Here is a 16694-nt window from a genome sequence, read left to right on the forward strand (position 1 = left end):
TGTTCGACTTACAAGGCTTGTAAGCGCTGCACTAAATCATCTTGATATGGGCGGCTCACGGGCACTTCGTACTGACCTAGCTTGAGCATGTTGTCTTCCATGGCCTCTACCCGGTGCAGGTTAACGATATACGACCGGTGCACGCGCACGAAATGGCGGAAAGGCAGCCGCTCTTCTATGCTCTTGAGCGTGCCGCCTACTACGTGCTTGTGCTTGTCCGTTACCAGGACCACGTAAGTGGATAAGGCCTCGATAAAGAGAACATCCTCAAAGTTGATGCGCAGCAGTTTGCCGTTAGTTTTCACAAACAAGTCGGTGCCAGTGGCTGAAATATCCGCGGGCGCTGTTGGGCTAGGTGGTGCTGGTTGTGCGGGTGCGGGTTGGTGTTGCTCCGTAACGCGCGCAATGGCTTGGCAAAACCGAGCATAACTCACCGGCTTTACCAGGTAATCGAGTACACGCAGCTCGAAAGCATCTACTGCAAAGCTGGCGTGCGTGGTTACTAAAATCACGGCGGGCTTTGGCTCAGGCAGCAGCTTTACTAATTCTAAGCCAGTGATATGTGGCATCTCAATATCAAGCAGCAGCACATCGACCAAGCCACCCGCGTGGAAATACGTCAGCGCTTCTACCGCATCTGGGAAGGAGGCAGCTAGGGTAAGCTGATCATGGCGTTGCACGGCTCGCTCCAAAGTGAAGCGGTTGATTTCGTTGTCGTCGATAATGACGCAGGCGAGAGGAGCTGCTACGGGTGAGTTCATGGCAGAGGGATATGCTTGCGGATACGTCAATTCAATAGATTAACGATAGGTTTTGGTTGTCAGAAAGCTGAATAACTGCAAAGCAACCTCAAATTTAGTGCAAGCAGGCTGTAGCCAGTCGCAGAAGACAGAGGTATTCTACCCACAAAAAAAGCCCATAGCGGTTGCTATGAGCTTTTTACTGGTGCTATTGAATGCTATTAAAAATCTTCGTCCAGCGAGAAAACGTTTTGGTCGCGGTCGGTCATTACGCCGGCTTTCTGGTACTCGGCCACGCGCTTCTCGAAGAAGTTGGTCTTGCCTTGCAGCGAAATCATTTCCATGAAATCGAAAGGATTCGTGGAGTTGTAAATTTTGGAATAGCCTAGGGCCACCAGCAGGCGGTCGGCCACAAATTCGATGTACTGCGACATCGTGACGGCATTCATCCCGATCAAGTTAACGGGTAGCGCGTCAGTCACAAACTCCTGCTCAATCATCACCGCGTCGCGGATGATTTCCTGCACTCTAGCTTCTGGCAGTTTGTTGATTAGGTGGTCTTTGTAGAGCAAACAAGCGAAGTCGCAGTGCAAGCCTTCATCGCGGCTGATCAACTCGTTGGAGAAGGTCAGGCCCGGCATCAAACCCCGCTTCTTAAGCCAGAAGATCGAGCAGAAAGAGCCCGAAAAGAAGATGCCTTCTACGGCGGCAAAAGCAATCAGACGCTCGGTGAAATTATCAGAGTTGATCCATTTGATGGCCCACTCGCCCTTCTTCTTGACGCACGGCACGGTTTCGAGCGCGTTGAACAGCCGGTCTTTCTCCTGCGTGTTCTTGACGTAGGTATCAATCAGTAGCGAGTAGGTTTCGCTGTGAATGTTTTCCATCATCACCTGGAAACCATAGAAGCAACGTGCTTCCGCCGATTGCACTTCCTGCATGAAGTTCACCGCTAGGTTCTCGTTCACAATACCATCGGAAGCGGCGAAGAAAGCTAGCACGTGGGAGATGAAGTGACGCTCTCCGTCATTGAGCGAGTCCCAGTCTTTCTGGTCCTGGCCTAGGTCAATTTCTTCAGCTGTCCAGAATGAGGCCTCAGCCTGCTTATACATCTGCCACATATCGTTGTGCTGAATCGGGAATAGCACAAAACGGTTGGGATTCTCAGTCAGTAGGGGTTCCATAACAGGGAAGTTAGAGCGTAAATAACCTGAGCAATGGCGAAGGCCGGAGGCTTGCAAACCCGGGAAAAACAGAGATTGTTCAGGGCATTGCAAAAATAAATGCAGGTGCAAATCGGTCATCAAAGATAACCAAGTGCGTAGCTAGCGGACTCTTATTCGGCCAAAATTTCCGATTAACTTTTCCACAGCCATAATGGCTGAACTCAACCAAATTGCAGAGAAGCAGCGCACTAAATGAGCGGTTGTGGCCTTTTCCACAAGAGTTATCCACATTTTAGGTGTGGACAATCGTGTTTATCCACAAATTTCGTATTCGCGTACCCGTTACGTGTTCCTTGAAATAAGTTGAAGATAGCTTGCGTGACTACAGAAAATAAATATGAGCAAGAAGCTATGTTGAGGCGAGTAAATGAAGATTAGTGAGTTAGAGTTGGAATTATGAATTCAAAGCCCTACTTTTGCCTTCCATTTTTCAGAAACCGCGAAGACGCTGATGTACGCAATCGTCAATATAGCTGGCAAGCAGACGAAAGTCGAAGCCGATAAATTTGTTTATACTCACAAGCTGGCAGGTAACGTCGGCGACTCGGTTGAGCTAGGCAACGCACTGCTGACCGACGACAATGGCACTGTCAACATCGGCGCTCCGGCGTTGGATGTAAAAGTGACCGGCACAATCCTGGCACACGTAAAATCTGACAAGGTTTTAGTGTTCAAGAAGAAGCGTCGTAAGGGGCACCGTAAGCTCAACGGCCACCGCCAGGACTACACCAAAGTAATGATCAACAGCATCGGCTAGTTTGGTAACATGTGCTTAGTACTTAGTGCATTGTCTTCGTAAGACGATAGCGCTATGATAAGCTAGGCACCGAGTACTAAACACTAACAATTAAGATAACATGGCACACAAGAAAGGCGTCGGTTCTTCTAACAACGGCCGCGAATCGCATTCCAAGCGTCTCGGCGTGAAAATCTTCGGTGGTCAAAGCACCATCGCTGGCAACATCATCGTGCGTCAGCGCGGTACTAAGCACCACCCCGGTCAGAACGTAGGTATTGGCAAAGACCACACCTTGTTCGCGATGATTGATGGTACTGTACAGTTCCGCAAGGGCCGCAACGAGCGTTCGTTCGTGTCGGTAGTACCAGCGAGCCAGACAGAAGTAACTGCTTAAGTTTTATACTTAAGTTACGAGCAGGGACCAGTTGCAAAGCTGGTCCCTGCTCGCGTTTTTATCAGTTTTGTGCAAAGCACCTAGGTCAATTGGTAAAGCACCGGTTTGCTCGGGCTAGCATCCAGCACTAAGCTGGTCACCTGCAAGTTGAGTAGATAGAGGCCATCTGGCACCTCATCAGGAACAAAGATGAGTTCCGTAATCGTCGCCTCGCGGCGCGTAGCCTGTGGATATTGCCAGAAAGCACGATGCGCGAGTAAAGCACCTCCATCTTCCTCTCGGTCGACGCTAGGTAAGTCGAGAAGCAGATGCTGAATTTTTTGGTCAGCTAGATATTGTGCCAGGGCTGGCTCCAGATAAGTAGGATTAGTGCCGGAGTAATGACGTTTCTGCTTCGCTGCATCGTTTGGTAGCGTGCGAAGAATGAGTGCTTCTGGTACTAGCTCCGCATAGTTGATCAAGGAGTTGAGCGCATGCTGCACGTCTGCTAGCATCACCACCCAGTCGCCATTTGCCTGTTGCTGTGGCCCAACGGAAATTAACAGACCAACAAAAAGAAAGCGGCGGAGGCAGCGGTCTAGGGTGGCATCAGGCTCCGCGGAGATGTGACCGTAGCATTCAGTGTGAGTGCCGTTGCCGTGAGGTGTCACGTGCACACGCTTATAATTAGTGCTGCCACCTTCCGCTACGCTGCCCACAAAGCTACCCACCCGAATAACATCGAACTGCACAGGCTCTGCCCAAAAGCAGTTTACTTGCTCCTCACCTGGCGCTAATGGAAGCGAAATATCGATAGGCGCAGCTGGGTCGAAAGAGAAGATGCGACCAGCGTAAGGATAGGTGGCGAGCATGTGATAGAAGGAAGGTGAAGATCTTGCCACTTGCTAGTCCCAAGCTACAACAGGAGCAGCTTGGGGATTAGCAGCTAGGTTGTTGAGGATCTGAGCAATTTCAGCGGCGTGGCTCAGTACCATGAAGTGGCTGCCACCTTGAATAAGGTAGTCGACCGGAGCAGGGCCCGGCGGAAACACCGGATCGGCTGTACCTAGGATCTGCAGGCAGCGGCCCATGCCGGTACTGTCCCAGTGCAGCAGTCGGTGAATGGCCCATCGGGTATAGGTGGGCTCCATATCACGAAGAATCTCTTTAAAGAGCTTATACTCCTCGCCGTTTTTGATGCCGAAATACCATTGCCCTGCGCGTGGGAAAAGCTTTAGAAGCTGTGGCGGAACAAGCTTGTAGATTCCCGTAGCGCGAATCAGCCGTAACAAAGGCGGCAAAGATTCAGCATCCGGAATACTAGAGATGAGTACGGCGCGCGCCTGTGGCCGGATGCGGCAAATTTCCAGCGCCATCGTTCCGCCAAACGAAACGCCTGCTACCCAACAAACCCGATCGGCAGGAATGGCTTGCGCCAAGCGTTGCGCGTAGTGGTTGATCTGTTCATTCGGATAAGGCGTGAGCCATTGCATCACTACTACAGTACCCTGCAGAAGCGGCTGTAAGTTGCGAAAGATGCGCTCATCGGCAGCTAGGCCAGGAATGAGGTAGAAAGCAGGAGCTGGCACAGGAACACGCGAAAGGGTTATGGTTCGATGCGCAAGAACACGCCCTCCAAGTAGAAGATATTGTGAGGCATGGGTTCTTCCTCGGCCTCTTCTCCTTCCTCAGTGGCCGGATACGTGCAAGCTAGCTTCAGGGCCACTCCTGGCAGCGGTACGGGCGGTTCCTCCTCGGTAGCGTATTCGAGCAGGCAAGGCCACTCCGTGACAGTTGCAAGGGCGTCGGCTACGTCTTCCTGCAAGCTCTCGGCCCGCTCGCCGGCAAGGCGTAATAGCAAATCGAGTGCGGAAAACTGGAGACCTAGGTGAAAGAAGTACAGCTCCCCGTCGAAAATAGTGGTGGCCCACAACGTGACATCGTCGGTGTTGTCGAACACAACAGCGGTAATTTGAACCTGTTCGACAAAGAAATCGGTATCATCAGCGAGGGCGTCAATCAAGCGTTTCATAGATACAGATTTACGCTGATTTTCTTGATTTCGCTGTGGTTAATGATCAGTAATATATAAGGTGCAGAATGCTAGGAATCTATAGCGAAGAAAGATGCGCAAAAAGAATTTTAGGTACTGCTACTCAGCCTCTGCCGATTGAAACAGCTCCAGCGTTATCTGATCGGCTAGCAGCTTGCCAGTATCGGTGAGCACAAGCACTTCTTGGCGCAACGTGGCCCATCCGTTCTGTGCTAGGTGCTGCAAGTAGTCGGAATGTTGCGCGGCTAGGTCTAGACCTAGGGTATCGCGCAAGTAAGCTAGGTCGCAGCCGCGCGCGGTACGTAAGCTGGTCATGAGGTACTCGTTGGCCCGGTCGGTGGGCGAGAGAACTTCGTACGTCGCCGGAACCTCGTGGCGCTCGAGCACTGCCGTCACGTACTGCGTATTGTTCGCTACAGCGTACTGACGGCTTATTCCATCGAAGGAATGGGCGCTCGGGCCGAGCCCTAGGTAAGGCACGCCCCGCCAGTAGTTGGAGTTGTGGCGCGATTCGCGACCCGGCTGGCAGAAGTTTGAAATCTCGTACTGTTCATAGCCATGAGCATGCATCTGCGCCAACAGTAACTCAAATTGCTGGGCTACAAAATCGTCGGGAGGCGCTACGAAGGTGCCCTTACGTAGGCGCCGGCCAAATACTGTATCGGGCTCAATGGTAAGTGCGTAGCAGGAAAGATGCGGCACTCCTAGAGCAAACACCTGCTGCATATCCTGCTCCCAAATACGGTGGTCGGATGCGGGCACACCATAAATTAAGTCGACCGAAATATTCTCGAAGCCAGCATCCTGGGCTGCGCGCACGCCGCTGAGTGACTCTATGGCGGAGTGGGCGCGGTTCATCAAGCGCAGATGCGGCTCGTGAAAGCTTTGCAGCCCGATACTGAGGCGGTTGATGGGTGAAGCACATAGCTCGCGCAGCTTCGCGGCCGTGAGATCATCTGGGTTGGCTTCCAGCGTAATCTCAGCCTGAGGCGATACCCCAAAATGCTTGTGTATTGCCTCAAAAATGGTATTAAGCTCCGCTCCTGTGAGTAGGGAAGGGGTGCCTCCTCCGAAATAGATCGTGTCGAGGGTAGGCGCCGGGCCTAGGTAGTCACGCCGCAGCGCTAGCTCCTGCACGAGGGCATCGACCAAGCGACTTTTAAGCGCCATCGAGGTGCTAAAGTGGAAGTCGCAATAGTGACAAGCTTGTTTGCAGAAGGGAATGTGGAGGTAAAGACCGGGCACGGAGGAAATAGGTAGAAGAATGGCTAGGCTGGTAACAAGCAGCGACTAGCAATAAGTTTACAGGCGTTAGCTAGTCCGAACAAAGTAGATGGTGTAAGCGACACGCCTTATGTTCCGTAGCTTAGCTATCAATTTAAAATGAAGTGCGTTGTGTCAACGTTCTTACCACAAATGTACGTCCGCGTCCTCGTTGTATGTCTGCTTATGTGGTGCCTAGGTGGTGAGGTACCAGGCGCCTGGGCACAGATCACCCCGCCGGCTGCTTCGCCTTCTCCTAGTCAGGTGACTACAGCTGGCATGCCCGCACCAACGCCCGCCGCTCGCGACACCACGCGGCGAACTGTGCGCCAGCCAGTTCACCCGAAGGTGCTGCGCTTGCGAACGGAGGCGGGTGACCGAGCCGTCTTGCGCCGTTACCGCTACCGCACCACGCTACCTGATTCAGTATCGGCTCTGCACGAAGTGCGTGACCTGATTCTGGCTTTGCAAGCTGATGCGTACTTGACTGCCTCGGCCGATATCATGCGCTGGGGCCGCGATACACTGGCCGTGCAGCTATATATCGGTGAGAAGTTTCGGTGGGCACGGCTCCGCAATGGCAACCTAGGTGACGGCCTCATGACGCGGGCAGGCTACCGAGAAAAATTCTTCCGCAACCAGCCGTTCTTGCCTACGGAATGGACTCGCTTGCAGCAGCGCATTATTGGGGAGGCAGAAACCCAGGGCTACCCATTCGCCGCGGTGCGGCTCGACTCAGTCGAGTTGCGCGGGGCCGATATCGAAGCTAGGATCGTGCTCGACCGCGGCCCGGTTATTCTATTTGACTCCATTCAGATTGTGGGAAGCTCCAAAACCAAGAAGCGCTTCCTAACTAAGTACCTCCAGATCTTTCCCAATCAACCCTACAACCAGCAGCGCGTCGATGCAGCGGCGCAGTTGCTACGCCAGCTGCCGTATGTGCAGGTAAAAGGCAATCCGGAGGTGCGGTTTGCGCAAGGAAAAGCACGCGTGTACCTGCTGATTGACGAACGTAACGCAAACCAGTTTGATGCCATTGTGGGGGTGGTTCCCAACTCGAATACGTCGGTTGGGCAGCGTAAGCTACAGCTCACGGGCGACGTGACCATCAACCTGCGTAACCTGCGCGGTGGAGGAAAGCAGGTAGGCTTGCAATGGCGAAAAGTGGATATTGCTACGCAGTCATTAGATGCGCATTACCTACATCCCAATTTCTTCGGTACGCCGTTGGAGCTAGGAGCTAGCTTCAACCTGTATAAACAAGCCAATGCTTTCCTGACTATTCGCCCGAGGGTGCAGATAACCTATCCAACGGCGCGCGCTGGCCGCCTAACCTTTTTCACGGAGCGCCGCAGCTCCCGTTTGCTCTCGGACTCGGCCTCATTGGCCAGATTAACAGCTCTGCCCGATACTATTGATTCGCAGTACAACGCATACGGAGTGAGCTATGAATGGAACACGCTTGACGACCTTTATTTCCCGCGCCGGGGACTGCTGATCTTTCTGCAGAGCGCAATCGGGACCAAACAGCTAAGTCGGAACGCCGGAATCAATGAATCGTTTTATGATGGAGTTGTCCTGCGTTCTAATCAAGTAGCGCTTAGTGGCCGTGTCGAGCAATACATACGGATAGGAGGCAACGGCGTGCTGATGGCTCGGGTGCGCGGGGAGTCGTTGCTAAACCAGCGTCTGTTTCTGAACGATATGTTCCGGATTGGGGGGCTTGCCACACTGCGTGGCTTTAGCGAAAACTACTTCTACACGAATAGCTATGCCGTAGGAACGGCCGAGTTCAGGCAGTTTACCGGCACCGACGCCTACGTGTTCCTTTTCGTCGATCAAGCCTACTTGCGCCGCGACCTAGGTACTAATAAGTTCTGGGATGCTCCTACGGGAGTGGGTGCCGGTCTTAGTTTCAGAACTGGTGCTGGTGTCTTTCAATTCGTGTACTCCATGGGACAGGCCAAGGGGCAGCGTCTCGCTCCCAACGCATCAAAGATTCACTTCGGCATTACTAGCCGTTTTTGACGAAGTCTTAACTATTGAAGGAAATATTCTCTTTGATAATCAAGGTGTAAGCTTGGGTTAGCATGTTTTTGCGCCCGTAGATGCTTTAAATTAAATTCTATTCGTACATTTGCAGAACCAAACAGTGCGGGGTGGAGCAGTTGGTAGCTCGTTGGGCTCATAACCCAAAGGTCACTGGTTCGAGTCCAGTCCCCGCTACCTACACAGACCGGTTGCCTACCTAGGCAACCGGTCTTTTGCTTTTAGCCACATTGGCAACGTGCATTACGTCTGTTGCTCTGCACTTCCTCATACCTCTCCTTTCACTAGCCGCAGGTCCTTGCCTTTGCCGGTCAGGCGTAATGCGTAGCGCGCACTCATTGATCAAGCCTTTTAAGAGCAGAGTAGAAATTCTATTGAATATTTTGCAGTAATCCGCCCTACTTATCGAGGCTATTAATAGAATTTAGTCTCCGCAAACGTTTCCGCAATCCTTTTTTAATTAAAAAAAGGAAATTACTATACTGAACTGCAAATTTTAGGAAAATAAACAGGCTGTGAAATATTTATATTATTGATAATCAAGATACTGCGCTTAGTATAAAAAACTATTATTTTATTATTGCAACATAACGAAGCACTTTAAACGTATAACTAAGCTGAGTTACGATTTAACTTTACAAAAAAATAATCATAATTCATATTGATTAAAACACAAACACGTCTAACTTAGGACTGTGATTACTACCGCTCTTTTTCTCTCTACTTCCATACCCACCTGGATAGTTGCTAGCTGATTACAAACTCTCTGGCTCTATGGAACGCTACACACACTACACTAATTCTTACCGGGTCATTCTGCCCGTTCTCGACGTATTAATCATCTTTGGAGCTTTCCGTTTAGCTGGTTACGCGTACCTAGGTAACTGGCAATTCGCGGGTTACTATCCCCTCTTTTACGCGGTTTTTGCGCTGCTCTGGTGGATCCTTTCCGTGCAGTATGCGAACGTATATCGAGCGGGTGAACTCATCTCCTACCCTGAACGCTTCCGTAATCTAGCGCGCACGTTCCTAGTGCATGCTGGTTTGCTGCTGTCGGGGGCCATGTTGTTGGACGTGTACTGGATGCCTGCTCGCTACATTGTCATTGTATATGGCTTTGTGCTAGTTGGGGTAGTGGCAGGCCGCTTCTTGCTCGCTTTCCTCCGCCGTTCTTACCAGCGACACCTAGCCCGTCCGTACAGCCGCTTCGTTATTGTGGGCACCAGTCCCAGTGGCCAGGAACTCTATCGTACGCTTACGTCGTATGATGCGGTCGGCAACCAGTTCCAAGGCTTTTTCACCGACGAGCCGGTGCCAAGTAATTTGCAATCCTTGATAAAAGGCAGTGTAGCAGATCTAAAGGAGTTCTGCAAAAACGAGCAGATTGACGAAATCTACTTCGCACTTCCGCTTGATCAGCGCAGCCTGATTCAGGACCTAGCCAAGTTTGCAGATGATCATTTCGTATCGTTCCGCATCATCCCCGATTTCAAGGGTACAATGCAGACGGATGTGAACGTATACTACTACAACCACTTGCCGATCTTGACGGTGCGCCAGAACCCATTGGCTTTTCGCACCAACCAATTGGCTAAGCGGCTATTCGACATTGCTTTCTCAGGCTTCGTGATCTTCGGGATATTCCCCATCATCATGCCCATCTTGGCGCTGCTGATTAAGCTAGATTCTCCCGGACCAATCTTCTTTAAGCAACTACGGCCGGGCAAGCGCAACCAACTCTTCCCCTGCTATAAGCTGCGCACAATGCGTACCGATATGTCGGGCCTGGAGCTGCAAGCCACTAAGGGCGATGCTCGCGTAACCCGGGTTGGTCGCATTCTTCGCAAAACTAGTTTAGACGAACTGCCACAGTTTTTCAACGTGTTGCTAGGTCATATGTCGGTAGTCGGACCACGTCCGAACATGATTTCGCAGCTGGAAGAATATTCCAAGCACATTCACACGTATCCACTGCGCCACGCTGTTACCCCGGGCATTACGGGTTATGCGCAGGTAAATGGTTACCGTGGCGAAACGCGGGCTCCGCAAGCCATGGAAAAGCGGGTTGAGTATGACCTGAAATACGTGGAGAACTGGTCTTTTAAGCTAGACATGCAGATCATTGGCCAGACCGTTTGGAACATGGTGAAAGGCGAAAAGAACGCATACTAAGTTTAGCTTTAATATATAAAATACTGAATCTTTCGGACTGACTTTCCGTATAGGCTGCTACAAGCGAAACGGAGTCACCCGGATCTTACTACTACCTAGCAGAGGCTCCCTTGTGATTCCGTGAAGTGCGGGAATACGATGGAGCTTCTCTTAATTTAAACGGTCATGTTGCCTAAAAGACGTGTTCTGGACGCGGGTATATCAACGGGCTCCCCTTCCGAATTCGTGGATACAATTTTACAACTCGGAGCGGCTCGCTCTTCAGCGTATGTGTGCTTTGCCAATGTGCACATGCTAGTGGAAGCGCACAAAGACCCAGCCTTCCGTAACGTACTCGATGAAGCTAGCCTTGTGACGCCTGATGGCAGTCCGGTAGCAGCCGCAGTGGGTTGGTTTCACAAGCAAAAGCAACCCCGTGTGGCAGGCATGGATTTGTTGCCCGTGCTGTTGGCCGAAGCCGCTCGCCGCAACCAGTCGGTTTACTTTTATGGTACCACCAACGAAGTGTTGGAGGCCATTATGAAGCGAGCCAAGCAGGAGCTACCTAGCTTACGCATTGTGGGGGCTTATTCGCCTCCCTTTCGGCCCCTCACGCCTGAGGAAGATGCCGCCGATGTAGCTGCCATCAATGCCGCTGATCCGGATCTGTTGTTTGTAGCGTTAGGCTGCCCCCGTCAGGAACGTTGGATGGCCAACCACCGGCACCAGATCAAAGCCTGTATGCTAGGGGTCGGCCAAGCATTCTTGGTATACGCTGGCTTGGAGCAACGCCTGCCCGTGTGGGCTCGCAAGCTGTGGCTGGAATGGGCGTATCGGTTGTGGTTGGAGCCACGTCGGTTATGGCGGCGCTACTTAGTCACGAACTCTCACTTCGTGTACCTAATGGCCCGCAAAAAGCTAACAGGCAGCATTGGTAGCTGAGCCCATTAAGAGTTTCCTAAATTATTTAGAAAACAAGAAGGCTCCCACTCAGCTTGAGTGGGAGCCTTCTTGGTAAAAAAGGAAACCTAGCTTTTAACGCTCAATCATCAGGCGCTGGGTGCGTAGCTGAGTACCATCTTGCAACTGAAGGATGTAGGTACCCACCGGTAGGTCGTAAGTGGCAATTCGAAGGTCGTTGTTGCCAGCTTGCACAGACTGCTGTTGGTGGCTCATCTGTGTGCCTTGCAAGGTCGTAACCACAATATCTACCGTGCCGGCCTGCTCGAAAGCGGCTGTGAGCGTGACCTGATCATTGGAGGGGTTGGGGTACAAGCTTAGTTCCGCTGCGTTGGCCGTGCGGCTCTGGGCGCTGGCACCATCTAGTTGCACTACTTCCACATCGTCGAAGTAAAGCCATTCGCCTGCGTTGGCATCGGAGTAGAAGCCTACTTCGCACGTGCCATTGGTAACTTGGATGTTGTCCACTACTACTTGTTTCCACTCTCCATTTACATCGCCGGGAGTAGGGGGAATAGCTGTGGTAATCTGGCTGCCTCCGTAGTTGCGAACGTAGAGCTTGCTTTGATTGCCGCCGCTTTTCGTCCAAGCACGCACGCTATAACGCCCGTTGGGCAGGTTAGTCAGGATTTGGAAGGTGTACACCTCATAACTATTGGGGCGGTAATGGGTACCATGGTACGTACCGGTGTGGGCGCTTGGATACGTTTCGGTGTAGTCCGCGTTGGCGTTTGAGCCACGACCTACCCACGTCTGCCAGCCCTGCGGCTCTTGTACTGGCCCGCGGTCGGCCTCGAAGCCAGGGTTACGGACGTAGTTGGCCGAAGTGGACGTTGGGCTCGGGGTGTTCACGGCAAGCGTGGTAGCGGCCGAAGTAGTGGTAGCACCACTATTATCGGTGGCCCGGGCGGTGAGCGAGTAGCCACCAGTGGCCGTTGGCGTCCAGCTTAGCTGGTAAGGGGCCGAAGAAGCCTCTCCTAGCTTGGTGTCGCCGCTAAAAAACTCAACCTTTGCAATGCTGCCATCAGTGTCGGCGGCGTTGGCAGAAAGCGTTACGGCAACGTTGGCTGTACTGACAGTCGGGGCGGTGAGCGCCACGGTGGGGGCAGTATTGTTTGCCGTCGACGTTTGTTTCACCAGCTCTACATCGTCGAAGTAAAGCCACTGGCCGGCGGCAGCGTTGGTGTAGAAACCTAGCTCACACTGACCATTGCTCACGGCAATGTTGTTGATGACAACTTGCTTCCACTCGCCGTTCTCGGCACCATTAGTGGCCGGAATAGTGAGGCTTAGCTGAGACCCGCCATAGTTTTTAACTTGTAGCTGGCTCTGGGTGCTGGCGCTTTTCACCCAAGCTTTGGCCTGGTAAGTGCCATTCGCTAAGTTCTTTACCGTTTGATAGGTATACACCTCGTAGCTATTGGGGCGGTAGTGGGTGCCGTGGTACGTGCCGGTATGAGCACTGGGGTAGGTTTCGGTATAGTCGGCGTTAGCGGCTGTGCCCTGGCCCGTGGCAGTAAGCCAGCCTTGTGGCTCCTGTGCTGGTCCTTGGTCGGCCTCAAAGCCTGGGTTCACTACCAAGGTTTCGGAAGTAGGTGCGGGGCTCGGGGCTGGGGTTGGGGTAGAGCCTTCAACGCCGACAGTGATGCCGTTCTGCTGTAGCTTTTGCTGCCACAGCGTCCATTCGTTTTGCTCGGTGGCTACCGTAATGGGGTTGGGCAGGTGATTGTTGCCGGTGCGCGGCATCTGGTTCGAACCGGTGTAGATATCTTGGTCTTGCCGATCGTTATAGGGGAAGTTGGCGCCTTTCTTTACGTAGCCGATCAAGTTGTTCTCGATGCGGTTGTTGAAGAACACAGAGGCTAACACATTGTAGCCGTTGAAGATAGCCACCGCTGCGTAGTTGGAGTTGAGGCTGGTACCGTCAGTGAGCACCCCACTCGTCACCATGCGGTTGTCGTGGTAGTAGATGTCGTGACCGGCGGCAATGTTCATGGCTGCGTTGCAGGTGCTCACAAACTGGTTCTGGTAGGCTTCCAGATAGCCGGCGGTCAGGTTGGCCGTTACGCCATCACCATCGGTGGTCATGCCCGTGCCGGAGTAGTATGAGGCCGTAGCGGGGTAAGGGTAAGCACCGTATATAATGTTGTCGTGCACCTTGATAGGGCTATACGCCGTGCCCGATGAGTTGTAGAAGTTCATGTTGTCTTCCACTGCACTCTGGTTGGGCAAGTTGCGGAACTCGTTGTAACTAACCTCGATATTAGCTAGGTTCTGCACCGTATTGAGCTGCACGAAGCTGCGGTTCTCTTTGCCGCCGTTGCGGAAACGGCCATCGCAGTTCAACCCTTGGTTGTAGCGTACCTTAATAGTCTGTTGATCTGAGCCATTGCCGCTCCAGCGGTTAGCCAAAATGCCTGTGGTTTGTTCCAGGTAGTTGTGCTCTACCACCAGCTGCTTGGCTTGCCACGCGTCCACAAATCGGCCACGGGGGCGGTTGTCTTGGGTAGGCGTGAGGCCATAGCCTTTAGAGTTTCGGACGGTTAGGTCTGCCCCGCTGCCGGTCACGATCAGATCGCCAGCGCCCGCGAAGGTGCAATTCTGGAGGGTAACCGGCTCCGTGGTCGATACACGTACACAAGGAGTATTGGAATCGAGGCTGCGGTAATTCCCCGAGTACGTCCCCCCTCTGGTAATCGTAATTGGTGCCGAATAAGCTAGCTCCGGCGCCTGTGCTACCGCAGCGGTACCACCTACTGTTAGCAGACTTGCCAACACGAACCCAAAGACAGCTAGTTGATTAGTGAAAAAACGTGTGTGAGGTTTTGGTTTGAATGCAGGTCTCCCTCTTTGCATTTTTAGATGTTTTAGGTGTAGCGGTTTAGGTTGTGGTGGGGGTGGGTTGGGGCAATGGTGAGCAGACAGGAGGCATAGGCTATGTTCTATTTCCGCTAACTGGCACAAGCGAAGCAACGCTAATAAGAAATGAGCAAGATCCGTGGCGGTCTGCCTTCTTTCTGCTGCAAGAGCTTGCCGCTAGGCAAAGCTCATTTAGGCTAAAACTAGGATGTGTGACCCTTTATTAGCTATAAAAGCCCTCTGCTTTGGACAAACCGGCTAGTGGTTCTTGTCCTGGAGAGTAGCCTAGATCATTCCTGAAAGCTATTCTTAAGAGCAAACGTGTACTAAATGCCTCTCGCTGGACTTCTTAGAGCAGTAAGCTAAAGTGGCCTGTGCTTGAAAAAGTGATAGTCGAGAAGCAGTTAAGTAGTACAAAGGTAAAGAAGAATCCTTTGTTTGGAACAACTTCGAGGGAGCTGCTCCTTAGCTCGTTAATAGTTAAAAATTGTAATATTATTTTATTTGCTGTGGAGCTAATACTGCGGTAGTGTAATGAATTTGTTATAAAATTTAGGTAGAAGCACTGCGAGGTAGTGATTACTAGGCAGCGCGAACGAGCAGAGATTTTCCGCTAAAAAAGCAGTGTAGACGCAAAAAACGGGTAGTGACGCGATAAGCTAGGTTCCGGCCAGCAGCCTCATGCTTCTAGCCTTTGGCGTTGTAATAAAACTCGTTTGGCCGGTCGGTTGTAGCGTACATACCGGCCCGCTTTTGACTGCCGTTAGATAGATAAAATGACCAAATTTTGTTACAACTTATTTTATAAAGTACAGTAGTAAGCTGCCCAAATCTGCCTATTTAAGGGCGCATTAATCACTGCTTAATCTAGTTGGGGTGCGTTGATAGGACTGGAGCCCCACCCTCAATAAGTATAACTTGAAAAGAGGGGCTGCTGAGTTAATCAACCAATGAATTAATAGCGGGAGGATTGAACAGCAGGCGTCGCTTTGGAGCGTCCTGATGTGCCAACGGGCTTGGGGCCTACGTAGACGCGGTGACGCCGTAGCTTTTGCTGCCAGAAGGTGAACTCCTGCTTTTCAGACTGTAGCGTAATGGGATTGGGCAGGTGGGTCGTGCCCGTACAGGTAGCGCAGTTGTCTGTGCTAAGATCGTGGCGGTCAGGGTATGGTACAGCCGAACCCCACCGAACATACCCGATTGTGTTATGGACGACGCGGTTGTTGAAGAAGGTCGCGCTAGGTTGCTTATAGTAGTTAAATACAGCCGTAGCCGCGTATGTAGCTTTAAGCTTAGTGCCGTTGGGTAATAAGCCACTCGTCACCATGCGGTTGTCGTGGTAGTAGATGTCGTGGCCGGCGGCAATGTTCATGGCCGCGTTGCAGGTGCTCACAAACTGGTTGTTGTAAGCCTCTAGATAAGCCGTCGTGGTGGCTGCCGTGGTAGCGTCGCCATCGGTGGTTATGCCCGTACCGGTGAAGTGCTCGGCGGTGGCAGGGTAGGGGTAGGCTCCCTGCACGTAGTTGTCGTGCACCTTGATGGGACTTTCGGCCGTACCCGATGAGTTATAGAAGTTGATGTTGTCTTCCACGCCGCTTTCGTCGGGAAGGTTCTGTACCTCATTGTAGCTTACCTCAATACCCGCCACGTTTTGCACGGTGTTCAGCAGCAAAAAACTGCTGCGCGTGCTGCCGCTATTGTCGCGAAAGCGCCCGTCGATATTCCGAATCTGATTGTAACGGACGGTCAGGGTTTGCTGGGGCGAGCCGTCGCCGCTCCAGCGGTATACCACAATGCCAGTCGTCTGGGCTAGGTAGTTGTGCTCTACGGTTAGGTGCTTGGCTTTGGCAATGTCGATGAAGCGTCCCCGCGCTTGCTCCCCGACAGAGGGTACAAGCCCATAACCGCGGCAGTTACGCACCGTGAGGTCAGCGCCGTCGGTGTGCGCCTGAATCAAATCGCCGGCACCAGCTAGGGTACAGTTTTCTAGGGTAACCGGCTCAGTAGTAGCAATACGGATACAGGGTACCGAAGAGTCGGAGCTGCGGTAGGTGCCCGAGTAAGTGCCGCCCTTGTCGATGACGATGGTATGATCATCCTTCGCCACACTCGACGTGCAGGCACTGAGCGCCCAAGCTATAAGGCTCCAGAGCAAACTGCCGGTAAGAGTAGTCATGAAGTGAAGTAGAAGCTTAATAGTCAAGACTTACCTCTAACAGGCGTCTGTTAGGCAACTACCTAAGCTAGGTCAGCAGATCTGGTCGTCGGCTATTACGAGGTC

13 protein-coding genes and 1 tRNA gene are annotated in these 16694 nt (G+C 52.2%); 6 read left to right on the plus strand and 8 right to left on the minus strand.

From position 1 onward, the window contains the following. Window positions 1-8: 8 nt before the first annotated feature. Both SD425_RS00700 and SD425_RS00705 read right to left on the minus strand, forming a co-directional pair. Window positions 9-761, minus strand: coding sequence for a LytTR family DNA-binding domain-containing protein (locus tag SD425_RS00700; RefSeq protein WP_324674359.1), 753 nt, complete (start codon window positions 759-761; stop codon window positions 9-11). A 200-nt stretch (window positions 762-961) separates the two neighbouring features. Next, window positions 962-1924, minus strand: a complete 963-nt coding sequence (locus tag SD425_RS00705; RefSeq protein WP_324674361.1) for a ribonucleoside-diphosphate reductase small subunit — start codon at window positions 1922-1924, stop codon at window positions 962-964. Between the two features lie 493 nt (window positions 1925-2417). Between SD425_RS00705 and rplU the strand changes: the two genes are divergently transcribed. Further along, entirely contained in the window at window positions 2418-2723 is a 306-nt protein-coding gene (gene rplU / locus SD425_RS00710) for a 50S ribosomal protein L21 (protein WP_324674363.1), read from the plus strand. A 100-nt stretch (window positions 2724-2823) separates the two neighbouring features. Then, the gene (gene rpmA, locus SD425_RS00715) at window positions 2824-3099 is read left to right on the plus strand and encodes a 50S ribosomal protein L27 (RefSeq protein WP_324674366.1); all 276 of its coding nucleotides are present in this window, start codon (window positions 2824-2826) and stop codon (window positions 3097-3099) included. 80 nt (window positions 3100-3179) lie between these two features. Here rpmA and SD425_RS00720 read toward each other — a convergent pair whose 3' ends face one another. The 4 genes from SD425_RS00720 to hemW form a co-directional block, all read right to left on the minus strand. Further along, a complete protein-coding gene (locus SD425_RS00720) occupies window positions 3180-3950 on the minus strand; it encodes a cyclase family protein (RefSeq protein WP_324674368.1) in 771 nt (256 codons plus the stop codon). Between the two features lie 33 nt (window positions 3951-3983). Further along, window positions 3984-4667, minus strand: coding sequence for an alpha/beta fold hydrolase (locus SD425_RS00725; RefSeq protein WP_324674370.1), 684 nt, complete (start codon window positions 4665-4667; stop codon window positions 3984-3986). A 17-nt stretch (window positions 4668-4684) separates the two neighbouring features. Then, on the minus strand, window positions 4685-5110 hold the full coding sequence (locus SD425_RS00730; RefSeq protein WP_324674372.1) for a hypothetical protein: 426 nt from the start codon (window positions 5108-5110) through the stop codon (window positions 4685-4687). Window positions 5111-5230: 120 nt separating this feature from the next. After that, entirely contained in the window at window positions 5231-6376 is a 1146-nt protein-coding gene (gene hemW, locus SD425_RS00735; protein ID WP_324674374.1) for a radical SAM family heme chaperone HemW, read from the minus strand. Window positions 6377-6547: 171 nt separating this feature from the next. On the opposite strand from hemW, the gene SD425_RS00740 reads away from it, so the two are divergent. The 4 genes from SD425_RS00740 to SD425_RS00755 all read left to right on the plus strand — a co-directional run bounded on the left by SD425_RS00740 (window position 6548) and on the right by SD425_RS00755 (window position 11536). Beyond that, complete coding sequence (locus SD425_RS00740; protein ID WP_324674376.1) at window positions 6548-8422, plus strand: POTRA domain-containing protein; 1875 nt, start codon at window positions 6548-6550, stop codon at window positions 8420-8422. A gap of 125 nt (window positions 8423-8547) precedes the next feature. Further along, window positions 8548-8620 (plus strand) — tRNA-Met (locus SD425_RS00745). Window positions 8621-9217: 597 nt separating this feature from the next. Continuing rightward, window positions 9218-10615 carry an undecaprenyl-phosphate glucose phosphotransferase gene (locus SD425_RS00750; RefSeq protein ID WP_324674378.1) on the plus strand — a complete coding sequence of 466 codons (1398 nt, stop codon included), beginning with the start codon at window positions 9218-9220 and terminating at the stop codon, window positions 10613-10615. 225 nt (window positions 10616-10840) lie between these two features. Beyond that, window positions 10841-11536: a WecB/TagA/CpsF family glycosyltransferase gene (locus SD425_RS00755; RefSeq protein ID WP_324674380.1), complete on the plus strand. Its 696-nt coding sequence runs from the start codon at window positions 10841-10843 to the stop codon at window positions 11534-11536. 93 nt (window positions 11537-11629) lie between these two features. On the opposite strand, the gene SD425_RS00760 is transcribed toward SD425_RS00755, so the two are convergent. Next, window positions 11630-14332: an Ig-like domain-containing protein gene (locus SD425_RS00760; RefSeq protein WP_324674382.1), complete on the minus strand. Its 2703-nt coding sequence runs from the start codon at window positions 14330-14332 to the stop codon at window positions 11630-11632. 1036 nt (window positions 14333-15368) lie between these two features. Next, complete coding sequence (locus tag SD425_RS00765; protein WP_324674384.1) at window positions 15369-16589, minus strand: hypothetical protein; 1221 nt, start codon at window positions 16587-16589, stop codon at window positions 15369-15371. Window positions 16590-16694 lie beyond the last annotated feature (105 nt).

This window comes from Hymenobacter sp. GOD-10R (assembly GCF_035609205.1).
Lineage (GTDB): Bacteria > Bacteroidota > Bacteroidia > Cytophagales > Hymenobacteraceae > Hymenobacter.

Excerpts from the sequence above, each read along its gene's own strand:
- SD425_RS00705 (WP_324674361.1), bottom strand. The coding sequence starts at position 1,924 with ATGGAACCCCTACTGACTGAGAATCCCAACCGTTTTGTGCTATTCCCG.
- SD425_RS00765 (WP_324674384.1), bottom strand. The coding sequence starts at position 16,589 with ATGACTACTCTTACCGGCAGTTTGCTCTGGAGCCTTATAGCTTGGGCG.
- SD425_RS00750 (WP_324674378.1), top strand. The coding sequence starts at position 9,218 with ATGGAACGCTACACACACTACACTAATTCTTACCGGGTCATTCTGCCC.
- SD425_RS00720 (WP_324674368.1), bottom strand. The coding sequence starts at position 3,950 with ATGCTCGCCACCTATCCTTACGCTGGTCGCATCTTCTCTTTCGACCCA.
- rplU (WP_324674363.1), top strand. The coding sequence starts at position 2,418 with ATGTACGCAATCGTCAATATAGCTGGCAAGCAGACGAAAGTCGAAGCC.
- SD425_RS00700 (WP_324674359.1), bottom strand. The coding sequence starts at position 761 with ATGAACTCACCCGTAGCAGCTCCTCTCGCCTGCGTCATTATCGACGAC.
- SD425_RS00730 (WP_324674372.1), bottom strand. The coding sequence starts at position 5,110 with ATGAAACGCTTGATTGACGCCCTCGCTGATGATACCGATTTCTTTGTC.
- rpmA (WP_324674366.1), top strand. The coding sequence starts at position 2,824 with ATGGCACACAAGAAAGGCGTCGGTTCTTCTAACAACGGCCGCGAATCG.
- SD425_RS00740 (WP_324674376.1), top strand. The coding sequence starts at position 6,548 with ATGTACGTCCGCGTCCTCGTTGTATGTCTGCTTATGTGGTGCCTAGGT.